The 18,014-nt window shown below is 32.0% G+C and carries 17 protein-coding genes; 2 read left to right on the forward strand and 15 right to left on the reverse strand.

Going from position 1 to position 18,014, the window contains the following annotated elements; translation table 11 throughout:
- Positions 1 to 4 precede the first annotated feature (4 nt).
- The 13 genes from pepF to GKG00_RS00415 all read right to left on the reverse strand — a co-directional run bounded on the left by pepF (position 5) and on the right by GKG00_RS00415 (position 12,668).
- Positions 5 to 1,741 (reverse strand): oligoendopeptidase F, encoded by a 1,737-nt coding sequence (pepF, locus tag GKG00_RS00355; RefSeq protein ID WP_154253624.1) that lies wholly within the window; start codon positions 1,739 to 1,741, stop codon positions 5 to 7.
- Positions 1,742 to 1,823: 82 nt separating this feature from the next.
- A complete protein-coding gene (locus GKG00_RS00360; RefSeq protein WP_154253625.1) occupies positions 1,824 to 2,177 on the reverse strand; it encodes a hypothetical protein in 354 nt (117 codons plus the stop codon).
- Between the two features lie 85 nt (positions 2,178 to 2,262).
- The gene (locus tag GKG00_RS00365; protein ID WP_094207409.1) at positions 2,263 to 2,880 is read right to left on the reverse strand and encodes a V-type ATP synthase subunit D; all 618 of its coding nucleotides are present in this window, start codon (positions 2,878 to 2,880) and stop codon (positions 2,263 to 2,265) included.
- A 4-nt stretch (positions 2,881 to 2,884) separates the two neighbouring features.
- Positions 2,885 to 4,261: a V-type ATP synthase subunit B gene (locus GKG00_RS00370; RefSeq protein ID WP_154253626.1), complete on the reverse strand. Its 1,377-nt coding sequence runs from the start codon at positions 4,259 to 4,261 to the stop codon at positions 2,885 to 2,887.
- A gap of 8 nt (positions 4,262 to 4,269) precedes the next feature.
- A complete protein-coding gene (locus GKG00_RS00375; protein ID WP_154253627.1) occupies positions 4,270 to 6,036 on the reverse strand; it encodes a V-type ATP synthase subunit A in 1,767 nt (588 codons plus the stop codon).
- Entirely contained in the window at positions 6,029 to 6,637 is a 609-nt protein-coding gene (locus GKG00_RS00380) for a hypothetical protein (RefSeq protein ID WP_154253628.1), read from the reverse strand. The genes GKG00_RS00375 and GKG00_RS00380 overlap by 8 nt, the downstream gene beginning before the upstream one ends.
- A gap of 8 nt (positions 6,638 to 6,645) precedes the next feature.
- A complete protein-coding gene (locus GKG00_RS00385; RefSeq protein WP_060790370.1) occupies positions 6,646 to 6,954 on the reverse strand; it encodes a V-type ATP synthase subunit F in 309 nt (102 codons plus the stop codon).
- 2 nt (positions 6,955 to 6,956) lie between these two features.
- Positions 6,957 to 7,376, reverse strand: a complete 420-nt coding sequence (locus GKG00_RS00390) for an ATP synthase subunit C (protein ID WP_094207412.1) — start codon at positions 7,374 to 7,376, stop codon at positions 6,957 to 6,959.
- A 13-nt stretch (positions 7,377 to 7,389) separates the two neighbouring features.
- Positions 7,390 to 9,321, reverse strand: a complete 1,932-nt coding sequence (locus GKG00_RS00395) for a V-type ATPase 116kDa subunit family protein (RefSeq protein WP_154253629.1) — start codon at positions 9,319 to 9,321, stop codon at positions 7,390 to 7,392.
- Positions 9,322 to 9,333: 12 nt separating this feature from the next.
- Positions 9,334 to 10,350: a V-type ATPase subunit gene (locus tag GKG00_RS00400; protein ID WP_094208901.1), complete on the reverse strand. Its 1,017-nt coding sequence runs from the start codon at positions 10,348 to 10,350 to the stop codon at positions 9,334 to 9,336.
- Between the two features lie 2 nt (positions 10,351 to 10,352).
- Positions 10,353 to 10,661, reverse strand: coding sequence for a hypothetical protein (locus GKG00_RS00405; RefSeq protein ID WP_154253630.1), 309 nt, complete (start codon positions 10,659 to 10,661; stop codon positions 10,353 to 10,355).
- 286 nt (positions 10,662 to 10,947) lie between these two features.
- Positions 10,948 to 11,658, reverse strand: coding sequence for a hypothetical protein (locus GKG00_RS00410; protein WP_154253638.1), 711 nt, complete (start codon positions 11,656 to 11,658; stop codon positions 10,948 to 10,950).
- A gap of 197 nt (positions 11,659 to 11,855) precedes the next feature.
- Positions 11,856 to 12,668: a DnaJ domain-containing protein gene (locus GKG00_RS00415; protein ID WP_154253639.1), complete on the reverse strand. Its 813-nt coding sequence runs from the start codon at positions 12,666 to 12,668 to the stop codon at positions 11,856 to 11,858.
- An 80-nt stretch (positions 12,669 to 12,748) separates the two neighbouring features.
- Here GKG00_RS00415 and GKG00_RS00420 point away from each other — a divergent pair, with 80 nt between their 5' ends.
- Together GKG00_RS00420 and GKG00_RS00425 are read left to right on the forward strand one after the other, a co-directional pair.
- Positions 12,749 to 13,657, forward strand: a complete 909-nt coding sequence (locus tag GKG00_RS00420; protein WP_154253641.1) for an AAA family ATPase — start codon at positions 12,749 to 12,751, stop codon at positions 13,655 to 13,657.
- Positions 13,657 to 15,342 (forward strand): hypothetical protein, encoded by a 1,686-nt coding sequence (locus tag GKG00_RS00425; RefSeq protein ID WP_154253643.1) that lies wholly within the window; start codon positions 13,657 to 13,659, stop codon positions 15,340 to 15,342. Before GKG00_RS00420 ends, GKG00_RS00425 begins: the two co-directional genes overlap by 1 nt.
- 48 nt (positions 15,343 to 15,390) lie before the next feature.
- Here the strand turns inward: GKG00_RS00425 and nrdG are convergent, their stop codons facing one another.
- A complete protein-coding gene (gene nrdG / locus GKG00_RS00430; protein WP_094208906.1) occupies positions 15,391 to 15,891 on the reverse strand; it encodes an anaerobic ribonucleoside-triphosphate reductase activating protein in 501 nt (166 codons plus the stop codon).
- The gene (gene nrdD / locus GKG00_RS00435; protein WP_154253645.1) at positions 15,891 to 18,014 is read right to left on the reverse strand and encodes an anaerobic ribonucleoside-triphosphate reductase; all 2,124 of its coding nucleotides are present in this window, start codon (positions 18,012 to 18,014) and stop codon (positions 15,891 to 15,893) included. The genes nrdG and nrdD overlap by 1 nt, the downstream gene beginning before the upstream one ends.

Raw genomic sequence — 18,014 nt, forward strand, 5'->3', positions numbered from 1 at the left:
TCCCCTATTTATTGACAATTTTTTCAAATTCTAATACTTTTTCTTTAAAAACTTCAAAAGCAGTTCTCAAAACTTCTTTATCTTTAATGTTTGCTCCAGCGTTTTTAAGTTGTACTAGAGGATAGTTTTTGTTACCATCTTTTAAGAAATTCTTGTAGTTTTCCAAATCTTGCTCATTTCCCGATAAAATCTTTTGTGACAAGATTGATGATGAACTAAGACCTGTAGCATACTTATACACATAGAAGTTAGTGTAGAAATGAGGGATTCTTGACCATTCGTACTTAATCAAATCATCTGATACAACACTATCTCCGAAGTATTTTTTGTTTAAGTTAAGGTAGATTTCGTTGAAATCTTCTCCAGTTAATGCCTTTTCTTCTTCAACTAATTTGTGAGTTTCTCGTTCAAATTCTGCAAACATAGTTTGTCTGAAAATTGTTGATTTGAATGAGTTGATGTGATGATCTAACAAGTATAGTTTTTCATCGTCATTCTTAGCGTTTTTAATCATATAATCCAACAACAACATTTCGTTACAAGTACTTGCAACTTCTGCAACAAATATAGTATAGCCTGCATATTTGAACTCATTGTTAGCTCTTGAATAATATGAATGAATTGAATGACCCAATTCGTGAATCAAAGTGAACACAGAATCCACATCATTTGTGTAGTTTAATAAAATGTATGGATAAGAATCGTATGATCCCCAACTGTAAGCGCCTGGTTTCTTGCCATCTTTTGGATAAACATCAATCCAATTTTCTTCAAAAGCCTTCTTCATGATAGATTGATATTCTTCTCCCATTGGTTTTACAGCTTCAATCACCATTTTCTTAGCTTCTTCAAATGGAATTTCACGGTCAAAACCTTTTGTAGATGGAACATAAACATCGTACATGTGGTGCTCATCTAATCCTAACAATTTTGTTCTTGCCTTGTAGTATTTGTACATGTATGGCAAGTATTCGTGCACAATGTCGATTAAATTATCGTACACAACTTCTTCAACATCGTCGTTGAATAATTCCATTTGTCTTGCACTGTCGTATTTTTTGATTTTAGATAGTATAACCAAATTTTTGATATTTGCATACAAAGTAGAGCCAAAAGTATTGTTGTACTTAGCTAATTCATCGTAATATTTTTCAAAAACTTCTTTTCTTTGTTCACGTGGAAGCTTAGATAATAGTGGAACAAAATTAGCATTTGTAAGCTTTTCATCGATTGATTCTACATAAGGAAATTCCATATCTGTGTTTTGCAAACTGTAGAAATCATTGTGAGGGCTTGACATAGCTTCACTCATAAGAGAAATAATGTTTTCTTCTTCTGCAGATAAAGTGTGTTCCTTAAATCTCAAAATCTTCTTGAAGAATATTTCATAACTTGGATTTTCTCTGATAAGTTTGTCTTGTTCATCTTCTTTTAATGATAAAACAAATGGTTCAACAAAAGAAAATCTAGATTGTAGCTTGTTGTACAATGATGACAATTCCAATTCCAATTTTACACTATCTGAAACCTTGCTGTTTTCATCCTTTTTCATTGAAGCGTAAGTGTACAAATTATCCATTACTCTGTCAGTTTCGAAAAGTAAATCCAATATTTTTACGAAATTATCCTTTTCATTTTTCTTCAACTCATCAATTTTATTAATATTTTCGTTAACTAATTTAATATCTTTTTCGATTGCATTTTTGTCCTTATACATCTTGGACAAATCCCAATTACACATAAAATCACCTCTCTTTATATAATACCCCAAACACACATCAATCACAAACAAAAAAAGGAATTCGTTTTAGAATTCCCTAAAATTATTTTTCAGTTATTTTCAAAATATTTTCTTTATTAAAAGCTAAAAAGAATAAGCCGATTAAAGAAAGTGGCCATCCTAAAATCCACAATCCCCAAGATAAAAGAGGTTTGTCTTCATATATTTCCAACTCATACGATTTAATAGCCCCGAATGTCAATAAAGATAACACTACATAAACAGACAAAATCACATAAACAACTTTATTCAAGCTGAAATTTGTCAAATATATTATCAACAACCAGCTGATAAATAATTCTAATGCAATATACAATATTCTTAAAATATTTTCAGAAATTTTCTTTGGTTTTCCAATATCTTGCCACCAAATACATTGTGCTAAAAATTTTATCAAGTTCTCATCTCTTCTTTAAATTGATTTGTTATATCTATACTATAACAAAAAAAACGGTCAGGCAAATCAACTGCCCAACCGAAATTTATTTTTTCTTCTTTTTTACCATCTTCAATCTGAAGAATTCTTCTCTTTCTTTTTCAGCTAATATATCTTCAGTATCTTTGATGGATTGTTCGTATTTTGGAATTTGTATTTTATCCAACGCATTGGCACGTTTTTGAGTTTTTTTAATCTCTTTACCCAATTTATACACTGCATTTTCCATTTCAGCCAATTCGTAAATAGTTTCTCTGATTTTGTTGAATGCAAGAACAGCCCTATCGAATGAGGCATTAGTTCTGAAGAAACCATATTGTGCTTCGGCTTTTGATTTTGGATATACAATATTCGGAACTTCAACTCCCATTACTGATTTGTAAATTATATCGAATTCTTTTTCGTGACTAATCGAATGGGAAATTTCTTCAAGTCTATCAGTTCCAACTGTTATGGATGCTTCTGTCAAAAGCTCGTAAGCTTCATCGAATTCTTTTTCGATGGAATCTTGAAGAGTTTGTGCTTTTTTCATTAGTCCCATCATTTCTTTGATGAGGACAGTTCTTTTTTTATCCAAAAGATTGTAACCTTTTTTGGAAAAATCCAATGTCTTTTTAGCTTTTATTAAATTCCCCTTTGTAGGAGTCATCTTATAAACCGCCATATAATCACCTATTCATATGTTGTTTTATCATTTCTGGTGATAATCTGTCCAATTCGTTTTCTGGTAAAATCTTCAATAAATCCCACGCAAGATCTAGTGTTTCTTCTATTTCTCTGTTTTCATAATAATCTTGTTTTACAAATCTGTTTTCAAATTCGTCTCCAAATTTCAAATATTTTTGATCAGCTTCACTCAAATCATCTGCTCCGATAATTTGTGCCAAATCTCTGACTTCTTGAACATGAGAATAACTTGAAAATAACTGGCTACTTACATCCGGATGATCTTCTCTTGTGTATCCTTCACCAATACCATCTTTCATAAGTCTTGAAAGAGATGGAAGAACATTGATTGGTGGATATATGTCTTTTTGCATCAAACTTCTTTCCAAAACAATTTGTCCTTCAGTAATATATCCTGTTAAGTCTGGAATAGGATGAGTGATATCGTCATTAGGCATCGTCAAAATTGGAATCAAAGTTACAGAGCCTTCTGCATCTTTAATCATACCTGCTCTTTCATACAATGATGCCAAATCAGAATACAAATATCCTGGATAGCCCTTTCTAGAAGGAACTTCTTCTCTTTTTGATGAAACTTCACGAAGAGCTTCTGCGTAACTTGTCAAATCAGTAATGATAACCAAAACGTGATAATTTTTTTCGAAAGCCAAGTATTCCGCTGCAGTTAGTGCCGCTCTTGGAGTAATAATTCTTTCCATTATTGAATCATCAGCGTAATTTACAAACATACACACATTATTCAATACACCAGATTGTCTGAAAGTATCTTCGAAAAATCTTGCTTCGTCGTGTTTTACACCAATCGCTCCAAATACAATAGCGAAGTTATCTTCGTTTGCGCCTTTGATTTTGGCTTGACGAACGATTTGTGCAGCCAATCTATTGTGACTCATTCCAGATCCAGAAAATACTGGAAGTTTTTGTCCTCTAATCAAAGTCATCAAACAATCTATCGAACTAATTCCTGTTTGGATGAAATCCCTAGGATAAACTCTGGAAACCGGGTTGATGGCACGTCCATTTACGTTGTAGCGTTTTGCTGCGTAAATATCTCCTCCATCATCTATTGGTTGACCAATTCCGTTGAATTTTCTTCCCAAAATATCTTCTGACAAAGCTATTTCAAATGGTCTTTGTGAAAATCTAACTTTAGTATTTTGTGTACTCATTCCTGTACTGTCACCAAAAACTTGGATTGTAACAGTATCATCGCTAATATTTACAACTTTACCGACCATTGATTTATCTGATGCAGATGATTTTACTTCGACAACTTCCCCAAAAGATGCTTCATTTACATTTTCAACTTCTATAATTGAACTTTCAACTTTTTTTAGTTTAATGTATTCTTTTATCATAAAATCACCTACTTTTCGTATTTTCTAATCAAATCGCTATAAAATTCTTTGATTTCGTCATTTAAATCTTTTATTCCACTTAAATCTTCATTAGAAATTGTGTTCTTCATGGCGATAACTTTTGAATACAAATCTGCATTTTTTACTTGAGAAATAGGAATTTGTTCTTTGATTGCCTTGTGTCCTTCTTCGTATAATAATTTGATAGTTTTAAGCATTTCAACTTGCTTTTTGAGAGGAACATAAGTATCCACCTTACTAAAAGCATTCTGTTGCAAAAATCCTAGCTTCATTACATTTGAAATGTCCAAAATCAATCTTTGATCGTCTGGAAGAACATCTTCACCAACAAGCATTACTATTTCTTTTAATTTGTCTTCTTCGTATAACAATTTAAGCATTTGATTTCTCAAATCTACAACATCTTCGCCAAGTTTAGATTCGTAATAATCTCTTAATTTTTCTACATAAGAAGAATAACTACTCATCCAGTTAATAGCTGGATAGTGTCTTGAATATGCCAAGTCCTTATCCAAACCTAAGAACACATTTACAAATCTCTTAGTGTTTTCTGTAACTGGTTCACTGAAATCCCCACCAGCTGGTGAAACAGCTCCGATAATTGTAACTGATCCTTCGTTGTCGTTCAAAGTTTTCACAATTCCCGCTCTTTCGTAGAACTGTGCAATTCTAGATGGAAGATATGCAGGATATCCTTCTTCTGCAGGCATTTCTTCAAGTCTTCCTGAAATTTCACGAAGAGCTTCTGCCCAACGAGAAGTGGAGTCTGCCATGATTGCCACATCATATCCCATATCCCTGAAATATTCTGCCATTGTAATTCCAGTGTAGATACTTGCTTCTCTGGCTGCTACTGGCATGTTGGAAGTATTGGCTATCAACACAGTTCTTTCCATAAGTGGCTTACCGTTATTTGGATCGATAAGTTTTGGAAAATCTTCCAATACTTCTGTCATTTCATTACCACGTTCACCACAACCAATGTAAATAATAATATCTGCATCGGCGTATTTTGCTAATTGGTGTTGTGTCATTGTTTTTCCTGTACCAAATCCACCAGGAATTGCTACAGTACCACCTTTTGCAAGAGGGAAGAACACATCTAAAATTCTTTGACCAGTTTCCAATAAGCGATCGACATCTAGTCTTTCCTTGGAAGGTCTTGGAATTCTGATTGGCCAGTCTTGGTACAATTTTATATCTGTTAAGTTTCCAAAATCATCTTCCACTTGCATAATAGTAGTCTCAATATTGTATTTGCCATTATCAAGCACATTTTTTACAGTACCATTAACTCCAACTGGAATCATAATTTTGTGAACGATAGCTTCTGTTTCTGGAACTTCTGCTATTATTTGTCCTTGAGTAACTGTATCACCATTTTTAACTTTTATAGTGACATCCCATAATTTTTCTTCGTCGATGGAAATAAGTCCGATACCTTCTGGAATGAAAGTTGAAAATTTATCTCTTATTTCTTTTAATGGTCTTTCTATTCCATCAAACATATTTTTCAATAAACCAGGTCCTAATTTTAATGAAAGTGGTTTATTAGTGTGATAAATTTCATCGTCCTTTTTCAATCCTTCAGTTTCTTCGTAAACTTGGATAACTGCGATATCATCTTCAAGGCTGATAACTTCTCCGATTAATTTCTTTTCACCGATTAACACCATTTCTTTCGCTGTGAAATCGGTCATATTTCTTCCTTTTATTACAGGACCATTAATAGAAAAAATCTTACCATTATTCATTGATATCACCGCCTGTCATTAGATTATGAATATCTTCACCCATTTCATGTTTGCAATCTTGCATTTTTGACAAATAAGTGTAATCAAAATTCACCGTTTCTTCTACATCTTGAATCATAAATCCACCCAAGTAATTGTTCGCAATGGATTTGATTTCTTCGACTTTTTCTGAACTGAAATTCTTAGTTACATAATCATAATCGTTTTGTAAAACCAACAACACTACCTTGTAATCCAAATCAGTCAAGTTTTCTTCAATGTTCTTGATTAATCTTTCTTTATACTCATCAGTCTTCACAAAATCCAATATTTTTTTAGTAACATTATCAAACAATTTTTGCAATACATTTTCTTTTAAAACCAAAAGCTCTCTTCTGCTTTCTTGTTCAGCAGTTCTCAATTTTTCGATAGATTTTTGTTCAGCTTTTCTGGTTCTTTTTTTCAAATTTAAATTGTATTCATCAATTAATTTTTGTTCGTAGTTTTTTAGCTCATTTTGATTAGAGTTTTTTACTTCAAGAAGTTTTTTTTCATAATCTTTTTTCTTATTTGCATAGATTATTTTGTTAAAAATATCTAATTTCTTTTCTAATAAAATCATTTCTACCTCTAATCTACCTTAATTCCTATAGACCCCTTAATGTATTTCATTAAGAAATCTTTGTCTTCAAGTCCTTTTCTTCCGGGTATTGTTACAACTAACGGCTTCTTACCCTTGTCTTTGTGTTTTGTCACTTCATCTTTTATAGTATTGAACACTTCTTCAGTGATAATGACAACGCCCAAAGTATCATCAATAGTTGCAGCCTTAAAAGCTCTCTTCATTTCAGCTTCGTTTTTCGCAACTAAACCTGTGATTCCAGCAAGGCGCATACCAAGATTTGTAACATTATCCGCACTTATAATTACGGATTTCATAATTATAATTGTTGCAAAATAAGAATTGAAATAACCAATCCGTAAATTGCAATACCTTCTGCTAATCCTACATAAATTAATGATTTACCTAATAATGATGGATCTTCGCTAACAGCTCCCAATGCTGATGAGCCTACAACACCTACTGCATAACCAGTACCAATTGTTGCAAGACCTGTTGACAAAGCAGCTGCCAAAAGTCCAAGACCATTAGTTGCACCAGCAGCAGATTCTGCAAATGCAGAGTTAGGCATTAAGAATACAAATGCCATTACAAGACATGGAATTATAGCAAAAAGATTAGTTCTTAATGCTTTCTTTAATTTTGTTTTTGATGAATCAGTGTTGTTGTATAACAAATAAACACCTGAACCTATAGTCAATAAAACTATTATTGCTGTTGAAATTAAAATAAAATACATAAATTTATCTCCTTTAAATTCTCTTTATAGTTGGTTGGAACAAAATTCCATCACCCTTAAAATATTTACTAAACAATTCATAATATTCAAGTCTCAATGATTGAATGAACACAATCAAACCTTCAAGACCCAAAATCACGATATTTCCTACGATTATCATAGCTATGTTACCTGCATTAGTTCCAATCATTTTACCAATAGATGTAAATGCCAAGAACAAACCAACGTGGTTGATAGCAAATGCCCCTACTCTTATGAATGATACAGTTGAAGAAAACATTGAAATCAAAGTTTCAATAATTGAAAATGAACTTTCAACATAATAACCTGTAACATCCAAACCATTGTGAAGAGGTCTTCTCTTGTACAAAAGTTGCGTCAATGGAACTTTGAAAATCATGACAAAAATCACAATCAACATACACGCCGCAATCACTCCAACAGAAACAATGTGCAATTCTAATGCAACTGTTGCAGCTAATAATAAGAATAACAAGAATAGCAAAAATCCTGCCAACCCTTCTTGTCCGAAAAGTCCTTCTTGCACATCTTTGAAAATGTAATTGTTACATAATCCTAAAACATAAGCCATCAGTAAAAGTACGACACCAAGTCCAATAGCTATAATCAAAACTTTGTTGATATTTTCAAATGGTTTCAAAAACAATGCCGGAATAATTCCTTCTAGTCCGAAGAAAGAACCGTAAAGAATTCCAAACACCATGGAACTTGCACCAATTCTTTCAAGAAGTCCGCCCATCATCTTATCTTTGAATTTCGCTAATAAGACACCTGCTACAAACATCACAGCGCCTTGTCCCAAATCCCCAAACATAGCACCGAACAACAACATATACGTCAACCCGAAAAATACAGTAGGGTCGATTTCCTTGTAATTTGGAGTGCCATACATATTAACTAAAAGCTCAAACGGCTTAAAAAATTTGTTGTTTTTGAGCTTGGTGGGAGGAGTTAGTCCACTTTCATCTGCATCCAAGAAATTAATGAACATATCATCGTATGCTGATAATTTTTCTTGAACAACACTCTTAGCTGATTCAGGAACCCATCCTGCCAAGTAAAAGTAGTTTTCACTTCTTGCCAGTAAACTCTTCACATCTTCTAATTGAATCAACAAATTAGCAGAAATCACCATATCAATGATTTTGCTTTTGTTATCTCTGTAAATCTCATTTAAGCTTTGATTTAATTTTGAGATTTCAGCTCCCAAGTTTTCATTTTCCAATTCAATTTTGGAAATTATTTCTTTTGGAACCTCTTTTCTATTTTTATTAATATTGATATCAGTCCAATTCAACGATCTCAAAATTCTGTCTGTTTCAATGGACACATCTTTTGGATAAATAGCTACATAAACTTCCTTTTTGTTCTTACTTGCCAAATGAAGTACACTTGCCATGATATTATCGTAGTTTTTCTTCAACTTTAATCTATTTTCCTTAGACAAATAGCCAAAGCGATAATCGAAATACTTCATATCACACAAGCTTTCAATAGATACATCCAAATCTTCAATCAAATACAAATCTTCCAATTCTTTTTTATTTTCATCAATTTGGTTTTCACAATCGTAGATCTTGTCCACCTTATATTTAATAGAACCGTAGAAGTCTTTGATTTCATCTTCGTTGTACTCTCTTTTTAATCTCTCATCTCTCAAATCAATTTTGAAAATATCCTTCAAATTATCAGCAATAGAATTCAATTCCTTAATATCCCTGTTTTCGAAACCAGTAACATTATTAAACTCCATAGTTTTTTCGATATTTTCACTATTGATATTAACGATAAAAGTATTGTTTTCGATTTGGCTCAAACTATCAGTAAGTTCGACACTTCCAATATCCAACAAATCTTTTATAGTGGATTCAAGATACTTCAGATTTCCAACTACATTCATCATGTACATTTTTTCTGCTCTCAATTTACCACTTCCTTAAACTCTTCTAATCAGATAAGACTTGGACTTTTCAAAATCCAAATTAAATCTCTTAGATTCCACACTTTTTTCAATATCAAATTTTTCAAACTCAAGTAATTCGCCAATCGCAATAAGTTTCGAAATATTGTACTTATTAGTATGTAGCAAATCCATAGCCTTGAAATAAAGATATCTGTAAACTCTCCTATCCATGTACAAATCAATATCATTGTCGGTATTAACCAAGAAAGAATACTTACTTTCGGAAATAAAATTTATCAAATCATCAAAATCCATATACGAAATCTTCTTCAAATCGTCCAATTGGAACAATTTACCGCCCAAAATCGTAAAGTTGAAAATAATCTCGCTATTGATTTCATAATATTTGTTAGCTCTATAAATCCATTCCAAATTCAATAAGTCGATTTTTTCACCATAATAATCTTGGACAATCTTAGAATCTTGTTTCGATAAACCTTGACTCATCTTGATAATGTTTGAATAATAATTTCTATCCAAGTTCATCTCAATAAAAAACAAAATTCTGTGACGATTTTCTTCCTTGTACCTATCGACAATAGATTTGTATGGCTCATCTAACATATCCACAAAATCTTGAATCGTAGTCGACGAAGAAATTCGAGAAAATTTTGTATCCTTGAGAACTATAAGATTATCATTCAACCTATCGGTGTATTCCCTTCTAACGATAACACGTGCCAAAGTTTTAATATCTTCAACGACATAATACTCCAACAAAGAATTATAAAAATCCTTGTATCTGCCGTTCATATAATACTTCAACTTTTCTTCAGTTCTAATCATCTTATCATTAAGACTATTTTCAAACTGACTCACGCCCTCGTTTGCGTATTCACCCTCAATCTTTCCCAATTTCAAAAGATAATCATATTGATCCTTATTAGTATCAGCTTCTAATAATTTCTTAAAATCTTCATCAGACAAAAGCTCTGAGCTAATCTTAGAAATCTTAGTATTAAGCGCACTATATAATCTTGCAGATCCCATAATTACTCCGTAATAATGTTGAAGAATTTATCCACCAATCTATCCTCGTTCTTATCGAAGATTTCCTTCAAGTGATTTTTCTTTTCTTCAATACTCTTCTTTTGATTTTTGATATTATTGTTTTGGCTATTAATAATATCGTCATGGACAGAATTAAGTTTAGTTACAGATTCTGATTGATATCTGTCTTCAAGCTGTCTTATAGCTTCTTTTTGTTTTTTTTGTTCAGTCACAAGATCATTTTGAAAAGTTTCATCCAAATCCTGTGCTTTTTTATCAATCTCAATTATTTTATTGATTACATCTTTCATAAACTCACTTCCTCACATCTACCTATTATAACCCATATAATTTTTTAAATCTAAATTGATTTTAGATATATTGTTGAATTTTTTATAAAAATTGCTATATGTATAAATGAAAACATTTTTATTATATTTTTTTGATTGCTGTAACTTTGATATTTTTAATTTACATTTTTTAAAATGAAAAATAAATTCTTAAAAATTTAGACAAAGTTTTGCTTTTTGTGATTAAAGTTTTCTGTTTTTTACAATAAAAAATGCTGCACGTTTTATTGTGCAGCACCCAAATACTTTATTTCATTGAATTTACTATTTGTTTCATATTTTCAACTGTTGTTCTACCTGTCAATGTATATCTAATTCCATCCGCTACGAAAACAGCTGTCTTTTTAGATACAAAATTTTGTGGTTGATTTCCGTCAATTGTTTCTTCAATTAAATTAACTTTATACCCTTGTTCTGAAACGAACTGCTCTACGAAACTATACATTCCCAAATAATCAGTAGTCCATAAATTATTAAGCTGAGTTTCACTTAAAACTATATCTGCTTGTAGTGATATTGGAGATTTGTACAAGTTTCCTTCATCATAACTATAAAATCCATCTTCTTCATTGTAAGAGTAGTTCGATGTGTCTCCAATAATATAATTATCACACTTGATTATCGCATAATCTTTATTGTCAGTTTCAACATCTGTAATCATATACTTATCGTCTTTTGAAAGTTCACTATTTAAAAGGGAAATTCCCAATCGTTCTTGTATTTGTTTATAATTCTCCCTAGAGATAGATTGTGATTTTATATTTCTTTCTCCATTTTTTATTTGTTTTGTTATCTTCATAGAATCTAATTCAGGCAATTCTAATTCATTAACTTTGGATTGTTCATTAACTAATTTAACTGCATAAACTGTTGAACCAAATACAATTGCAAAAACCATCATACATAAAACAATAGTTAATTTTTTTGTTGATTTTCTTCTACCATTATAATTTTTCATTTTAATTTCCTTTCATTTTTTCATTTTCATTGTTAAATTATATAACAATGTTGAGCATTTTGTTTTTTCTTAAACTTCATTATTGATTATATTATTTATGTTGTATTTGTTTTAATTTATACCATTTCTCGTAATTTGTCAAGGCTTTTTTTAAGTTTCCCTAATAAAAAACTGGGAGATATTCTCCCAGCAATATACTATTTTTTGTTTTTGATTCTGTTATATCTTTCAATGTTTTGCTCATTGGACAAAAAGTCGTATGCGTTGTTGACTTCTTGGAACTTCGCAGTTGCATCAGCTGCCTTATTTATATCAGGGTGGTATTTCTTGGCAAGCTTTCTGTAATTTAATTTTATTTCGTACTTATCTGCGTTATATCCCACTCCTAATGTATCGCAGTGTTGTTCATAAGTTTTTACAAAATCGTCCACTGGATTTTGGTATTGATTTTGATATCCATACCCTTGTTGTCCGTAACCTTGGTTGTATCCACCGTATTGACCTTGTTGTTGATAATATCCAAAATCATTAAAGTCAAATCCATTTTGATTGAACCATTCGTTAAATCTTCTAGTCCATTCTTCTTGTTCACGTCTTTGTCGTTCTTCACGCGCTTTTCTTTCTTCTTCTTGTTTGTTGAAGATGTATTTTTTCTTGTAATCAGAATAAGAGGTGTATTTTGTTTGTGAATTATTGAGATAATAATCCCCGTATCCAAGTAAGAATTCAACCATAGAATATTTTACATATTTTAGATAATTGACGAATCCTTTACCCAAAATAGGAAATATCGTTATGAACAAAACCGTAAATGTAATCCATTTGTATTTGAAAAATATATAAGGAAAGAACAATATAAATATACAACCGAAGGATAGTATGGATCCTAGTACATACCTAAATCCCACAGTTAAATTCACCAATGTTTCTATAAATGCTATTAAAAATCCGAAAAATCCATCCAAAAATTTCGCAAATCCTTTTACGAAACCTCCCCATGCTTTCTTCATTTATTCACCTACTTCCAATTTCTTTTAATTTATTATATCATACTAATGTCACAAATTAGATAGTTTATGAAAGAGGTAATATGATTAATTTACTTGAATCACAAAATATAAATAAAAATTTAATAAAAGATGTAGAAAACTTTTTGAAGGACAATGATGTAGATGACAAATTCAAATCCAGAATTCCTAAACCACGATTTAACTACTATGGAAAAGAAGTTTTGGAGATGGCTATAACAAGCATTTTGGAAGCGAATAATTTGCTATTGGTTGGTCCTAAAGCAACCGGCAAGAATATATTGTGTGATAATTTGGCATATATTTTCCAAAGACCACAATGGAATATTTCTTTTCATGTAAACACGGATTCTGAAAGTTTGATTGGTATGGATACTTTGAAAAACGATGAAGTTATTTTCAGAGCAGGTCCAGTGTTGGAATCTTCATTGAATGGAGGTTTCTGCGTGTTCGATGAGATTAATATGGCTAAGAACGATTCTGTTGCTATTATGCACTCCGTTTTGGATTATCGTCGAATTATAGATATACCTGGTTTTGAAAAAGTAGACATTCACGATAAAACAAGATTCTTAGCTACAATGAATTACGGATACGCTGGTACTCGTGAAATCAATGAGGCGTTGTTATCCAGATTTTTCGTGATAGATATGCCAAAAACAGACGAAAAAACTCTGAACAAAATACTTTCAGAAGAGTTTTCATTGACAGACACTGCACAAAAAATGTTCGTGAAATTTTTCATGGATTTACAAGAAAAAAGTTTGAATTCTGAAATTTCTGGAAGATGTATAGATTTGAGGGGTTTATTGTCTTCAATTCATGCTATGAAAAGAGGTTTGAGCGTAAAATCCAGTCTCAAACTTGGTATAGTGAACAAAACATTTGATGAATTTGAAAAAACAATCGTACAGGATATAATCGACACTATATTTAAGGACGATTTGAAACCGGAAGAGATTTTTGAATAATGAAAGATTCAAGATTTCAAAATCTGTTTTGGCTATTGAGTGATGATTACAACATCAACCCTAATTTGGATTTGATTACAAAAGAAAACATCAATGCAGAGATTTTCCAGACGGCACTTTTTGGCTTTTCTCATAGATTTTACGATATAAAATCCGCCATGAAAATAATTGATAATGTGTCGAATAAAACGGATATCTTCACGATTTTGATAATAATTTTATATAATAATTTAAGAGATAAAATGATTACCGAAAGAAATGGACTTGAAGATTTTGACAGATTACAGAAACAATACTATTCTGACAAATATTATAGGTCCAATCCTAGAAACATTTCTGAAGAATTAGAGAAATATCACTACACTGACAAGCCTTGGACTACTCACAAATCCATCAGGGAAATTTTGATTTTGACTAAAACAAAGTGCGATAATAGCATGTCTCTTATAAATCTGTTGATTAAAATTGTGAACAAATACTTCTATTCATATAAGACAAATTCTGTGGATGATAATTTTGAAAAGATAAAAAAAGAAGTCAAACCTGTTATTAAGAAAACTAACCAGAAAATTATAACAAAACAAGAAAGTGTTTCTCAACTTGAAAAATACTCAATCGGATCACAAGAATTTACTGAAGATTTGTACAAGTTATTAGAAGATGAGGACGTCGACAGCGACAATCCTATCCAAAAAACTTCTCGTACCAAGGATGTTCACACCAATATCGAAAGATTGTACGGAAAAAGCATAGTGGATCAATCTGTTCTGAATTCTCTGAAAAACAAATTGTCTACTGATATTCACTCTGATGTGAATTTTCACATCGTCAATGCAAGTTCTACAAGAATCGAAAATTACAGAACAAGTTTATTGCTGGAGTCTTACAATGAAAATCTTAAACATTTTGAAAAAAATATCCTCATTTACAATCGTCAAGTGAATGTGTTATCTGAAATGCTAAAACAAGCACTTCTGAAAAATGAAGATGATGATGTCAGAAGATCGACATTTGGAACGATTGACATCAAAAGAGCTTGGCGTCACATAAAATTAAACGACAATAAGATTTTTAACAGAATCTATAAAAGCGAAAACAGCCCCATGTCTGTGGATTTGTTATTGGATATGTCTGCAAGCCAAAACGAAAAAAAGGAAATCATAGCTGCAGAAGCTTATGTTATAGCGAAAGCATTAAGTGATTTATCGATAAAAGTTCGTGTACTTGGTTTTCAAAATATGTACGATTATTTGATAATCACAAAATTCAAAGACTACGATGAACAAAACTGCAAAAATATTTTCCATTATCACCCAGAAGGCTCCAACAGAGACGGATTGGCACTCAAATTTATGAGAAATATTATGACGGAACAAATGGAGTCAAAACTTTTGATAATGCTAACAGATGGTAAGCCCAACAATATCGTAAATCTCAATTTTGTCGGCAAAACCAGATTTAAAGCAGAAGATTATGTCGGAGAATTGGCAGTAAAAGACAGCGCAAAAGAAGTATTCTTGACTAGAATGCAAAAAATAAAATTACTAGGTGTGTTCACTGGATCACAAGACGATTTGACTTTTGATAAAGAAATCTTCACCAATGATTTCTGCTACATTAAATCTCCTGAAATGTTTAGCAAAACCGTCGGCTCATTTATCAAAAATATAATATCTAATATGTAATTAATTGCAAAACGAAACCGTTAGAACCAGCTGATTCTAACGGTTTATTTATAATTTATTTTCATCAACTAATATGATGTCGTCCATTGTGGTCTTGTTCAAATCAATCAATCTTTGATTTGAAGATCCACGAAACTTCAATCTCAAATCTTTTAATTCTTCTACGAATCTTCCATCAACAAGTACATCGCACATGTCCAATAGTTTTTTGCAGTTTTGTTTTTGAGAAAGTGTTTCGTAAGTGTATCCCGAAAAAATCCAGATACTTTTGTTCGTATTTTCTCTGATTTTTCCCACAATTTCTATCAAATCATCGCAAGATTCGAATGGTTCTCCACCTAAAATTGTGAGTCCATCAATTTCTTCTTGGTTCAAATAATCTATTACTTGATTTGTTTGCGTATCGGTCCATTTTTCTCCAAAATTGGGATCTTGGTATTCTTTGTTAAAACAATTCTTGCAATTGAGGCTGCACCCTGTTACAAAAAACGTGCACCTAATTCCAGGACCGTTTGCCACATCGTATTGTCTGATTTGTGCGTAATTCATTAAATGTGTAATACCCTATCTTTGATTTCTTTTGTTCTTCCTTCGTTCCAGAAATTTTCTCCAAGATATCCACAAGTTCTTCTAACAACATTCATCGTAGCATGGTCTTTGTTTCCACATTGTGGGCATTGCCAATCACCATCTTCGTTGATTGTAATTTCTCCATCGAAACCACAGTTCTGACAATAGTCGCTTTTTGTGTTGAATTCTGCGTATTGAATATTATCGTAAATGTATTTGACAAGAGTTTCCAAAGCTTTCAAATTCTTGCTCATGTTTGGAATTTCTACATAAGAAATACATCCGCCTGATGATTTATCTTGGAATTTCGATTCAAATGAGAACTTTTCAAAAGCAGATATTTCTTCTCTTACATCAACGTGGAATGAGTTTGTGTAGTAACCTTTATCTGTTATATTTTCGATTACTCCGAATCTTTCCCTGTCTATACTATTAAATCTGTGAGTTAGACTTTCTGCTGGAGTTCCATACAATGCAAATCCTAGATTAGTTTCCTTTTTCCATTGTTTTATTTTTTCATTCATGATATCCATTATTTTCATTGCAAATTCTTTGCCTTTTGGATTTGTGTGGCTTTCACCAATTGTTAGTAGCGTTGCTTCGTAAATTCCAATGTAACCCAAAGTCACAGTCGCATATCCTCCTATCAACAAATCTTTGATTGGTGTGTGTGGTTTAAGTCTCGCGATAGCTCCGTGTTGCCAATGAATTGGAGAAGAATCACTAGTGACATCTTTTAGTAAATCGTAACGCAACACTCCTGCACGCTTACACATTTCTAATCTTTTGTCTAATATTTCGAAGAATTTATCTTCGTCGCCATCTGCCAGAATTCCGATTTGTGGTAAATTAATCGTAACAACTCCGATATTAAATCTACCTTCAAATTGATAGTTTCCATGTTCATCTTTCCATGGTGACAAGAACGCTCTGCATCCCATTGGACTGAACACATTTCCTTCGTAGTTTTCTCTCATTTTCTTAGCCGAAATGTAATCAGGGTACATTCTCTTAGCTGTGCAACGAATTGCAAGTGAAGTCAAATGATAAAATTCGCTGTCCTTGTGAATGTTGTTCTCATCCAAAACGTAAATTAACTTAGGGAATGCTGGTGTAACATACACTCCTGCTTCATTTTTAATTCCTTGAATTCTTTGCTTCAAAATTTCTTCTATTATCTTTGCAGTTTCTTCCTTGTATTCATCGTGGTCTTCAATAAACATAAACAAAGTCACAAAAGGAGCTTGTCCATTGGAAGTCATCAATGTATTGATTTGATATTGGATTGTTTGAATTCCCGATTCCAAATCTTTTTGAGTCATCTTATCTGCCATTTTTTCAGCCATGTCGATGTCTCCAAGAGTTTCGATGCACAAATTCAAATTCTTTTCGTAAGATTTTCTCAAATACTTTGACAAACATCTAATATCGATACTTTGACCACCGTATTGATTACTTGCTATTTGTGCGATTATTTGAGTCATTACATTACATGCAACTTGGAATGATTTTGGCGATTCGATTAATTTGCCGTTTACAACTGTTCCCTTATCAAGCATATCTTTCATATTTACAAGGCAACAGTTAAACATTGGTTGAATTATGTAATCCATATCGTGAAGGTGAATTGCTCCTTCATCGTGAGCTTGAAGCAAATCTTGAGGAATAAGCTTTCTTCTAGCAATATCCTTACTAACTTCACCAGCTATTAAATCTCTTTGAGTAGAAGCTATCACTGCATTTTTGTTGGAGTTTTCTTCTAACAAATCCTTGTTACTTTCTTCCAACAAACCGATTATACTTTCATCAGTAGTGTTAGTTTCTCTCTTATATTTTTGTACGGCTTTGTAATTTTCGTACGCTCTTGCCGTAGCGGGATTGTTGTACTGAATTAACTTATAATAAACTTGGTCTTCAATATCAGTAATACTCAAAACTTTTCCAATCGTTTTGGCGTATCCTTCGATTTCGTTGGCGATTTTTTCAGCCAAATTCGGTTCGTAAATTCCTGTACTACTATTCATAGCTTTTTCTATCGCAACGACAATTTTTTTAGCATCAAATTCAACTTGTCGTCCGTCTCTTTTTTCTACAGTTAGCAT

The organism is Finegoldia sp. BIOML-A1 (genome assembly GCF_009678325.1).
Taxonomy (GTDB): Bacteria; Bacillota; Clostridia; order Tissierellales; family Peptoniphilaceae; genus Finegoldia; species Finegoldia magna.

Coding starts and splice junctions, on each gene's coding strand:
- GKG00_RS00375 (WP_154253627.1), bottom strand. CDS start 6,036: ATGAATAATGGTAAGATTTTTTCTATTAATGGTCCTGTAATAAAAGGA.
- nrdG (WP_094208906.1), bottom strand. CDS start 15,891: ATGAATTACGCACAAATCAGACAATACGATGTGGCAAACGGTCCTGGA.
- GKG00_RS00400 (WP_094208901.1), bottom strand. CDS start 10,350: ATGGGATCTGCAAGATTATATAGTGCGCTTAATACTAAGATTTCTAAG.
- GKG00_RS00415 (WP_154253639.1), bottom strand. CDS start 12,668: ATGAAGAAAGCATGGGGAGGTTTCGTAAAAGGATTTGCGAAATTTTTG.
- nrdD (WP_154253645.1), bottom strand. CDS start 18,014: ATGCTAACTGTAGAAAAAAGAGACGGACGACAAGTTGAATTTGATGCT.
- GKG00_RS00385 (WP_060790370.1), bottom strand. CDS start 6,954: ATGAAATCCGTAATTATAAGTGCGGATAATGTTACAAATCTTGGTATG.
- GKG00_RS00410 (WP_154253638.1), bottom strand. CDS start 11,658: ATGAAAAATTATAATGGTAGAAGAAAATCAACAAAAAAATTAACTATT.
- GKG00_RS00420 (WP_154253641.1), top strand. CDS start 12,749: ATGATTAATTTACTTGAATCACAAAATATAAATAAAAATTTAATAAAA.
- GKG00_RS00425 (WP_154253643.1), top strand. CDS start 13,657: ATGAAAGATTCAAGATTTCAAAATCTGTTTTGGCTATTGAGTGATGAT.
- GKG00_RS00390 (WP_094207412.1), bottom strand. CDS start 7,376: ATGTATTTTATTTTAATTTCAACAGCAATAATAGTTTTATTGACTATA.
- pepF (WP_154253624.1), bottom strand. CDS start 1,741: ATGTGTAATTGGGATTTGTCCAAGATGTATAAGGACAAAAATGCAATC.
- GKG00_RS00370 (WP_154253626.1), bottom strand. CDS start 4,261: ATGATAAAAGAATACATTAAACTAAAAAAAGTTGAAAGTTCAATTATA.
- GKG00_RS00380 (WP_154253628.1), bottom strand. CDS start 6,637: ATGATTTTATTAGAAAAGAAATTAGATATTTTTAACAAAATAATCTAT.
- GKG00_RS00365 (WP_094207409.1), bottom strand. CDS start 2,880: ATGGCGGTTTATAAGATGACTCCTACAAAGGGGAATTTAATAAAAGCT.
- GKG00_RS00405 (WP_154253630.1), bottom strand. CDS start 10,661: ATGAAAGATGTAATCAATAAAATAATTGAGATTGATAAAAAAGCACAG.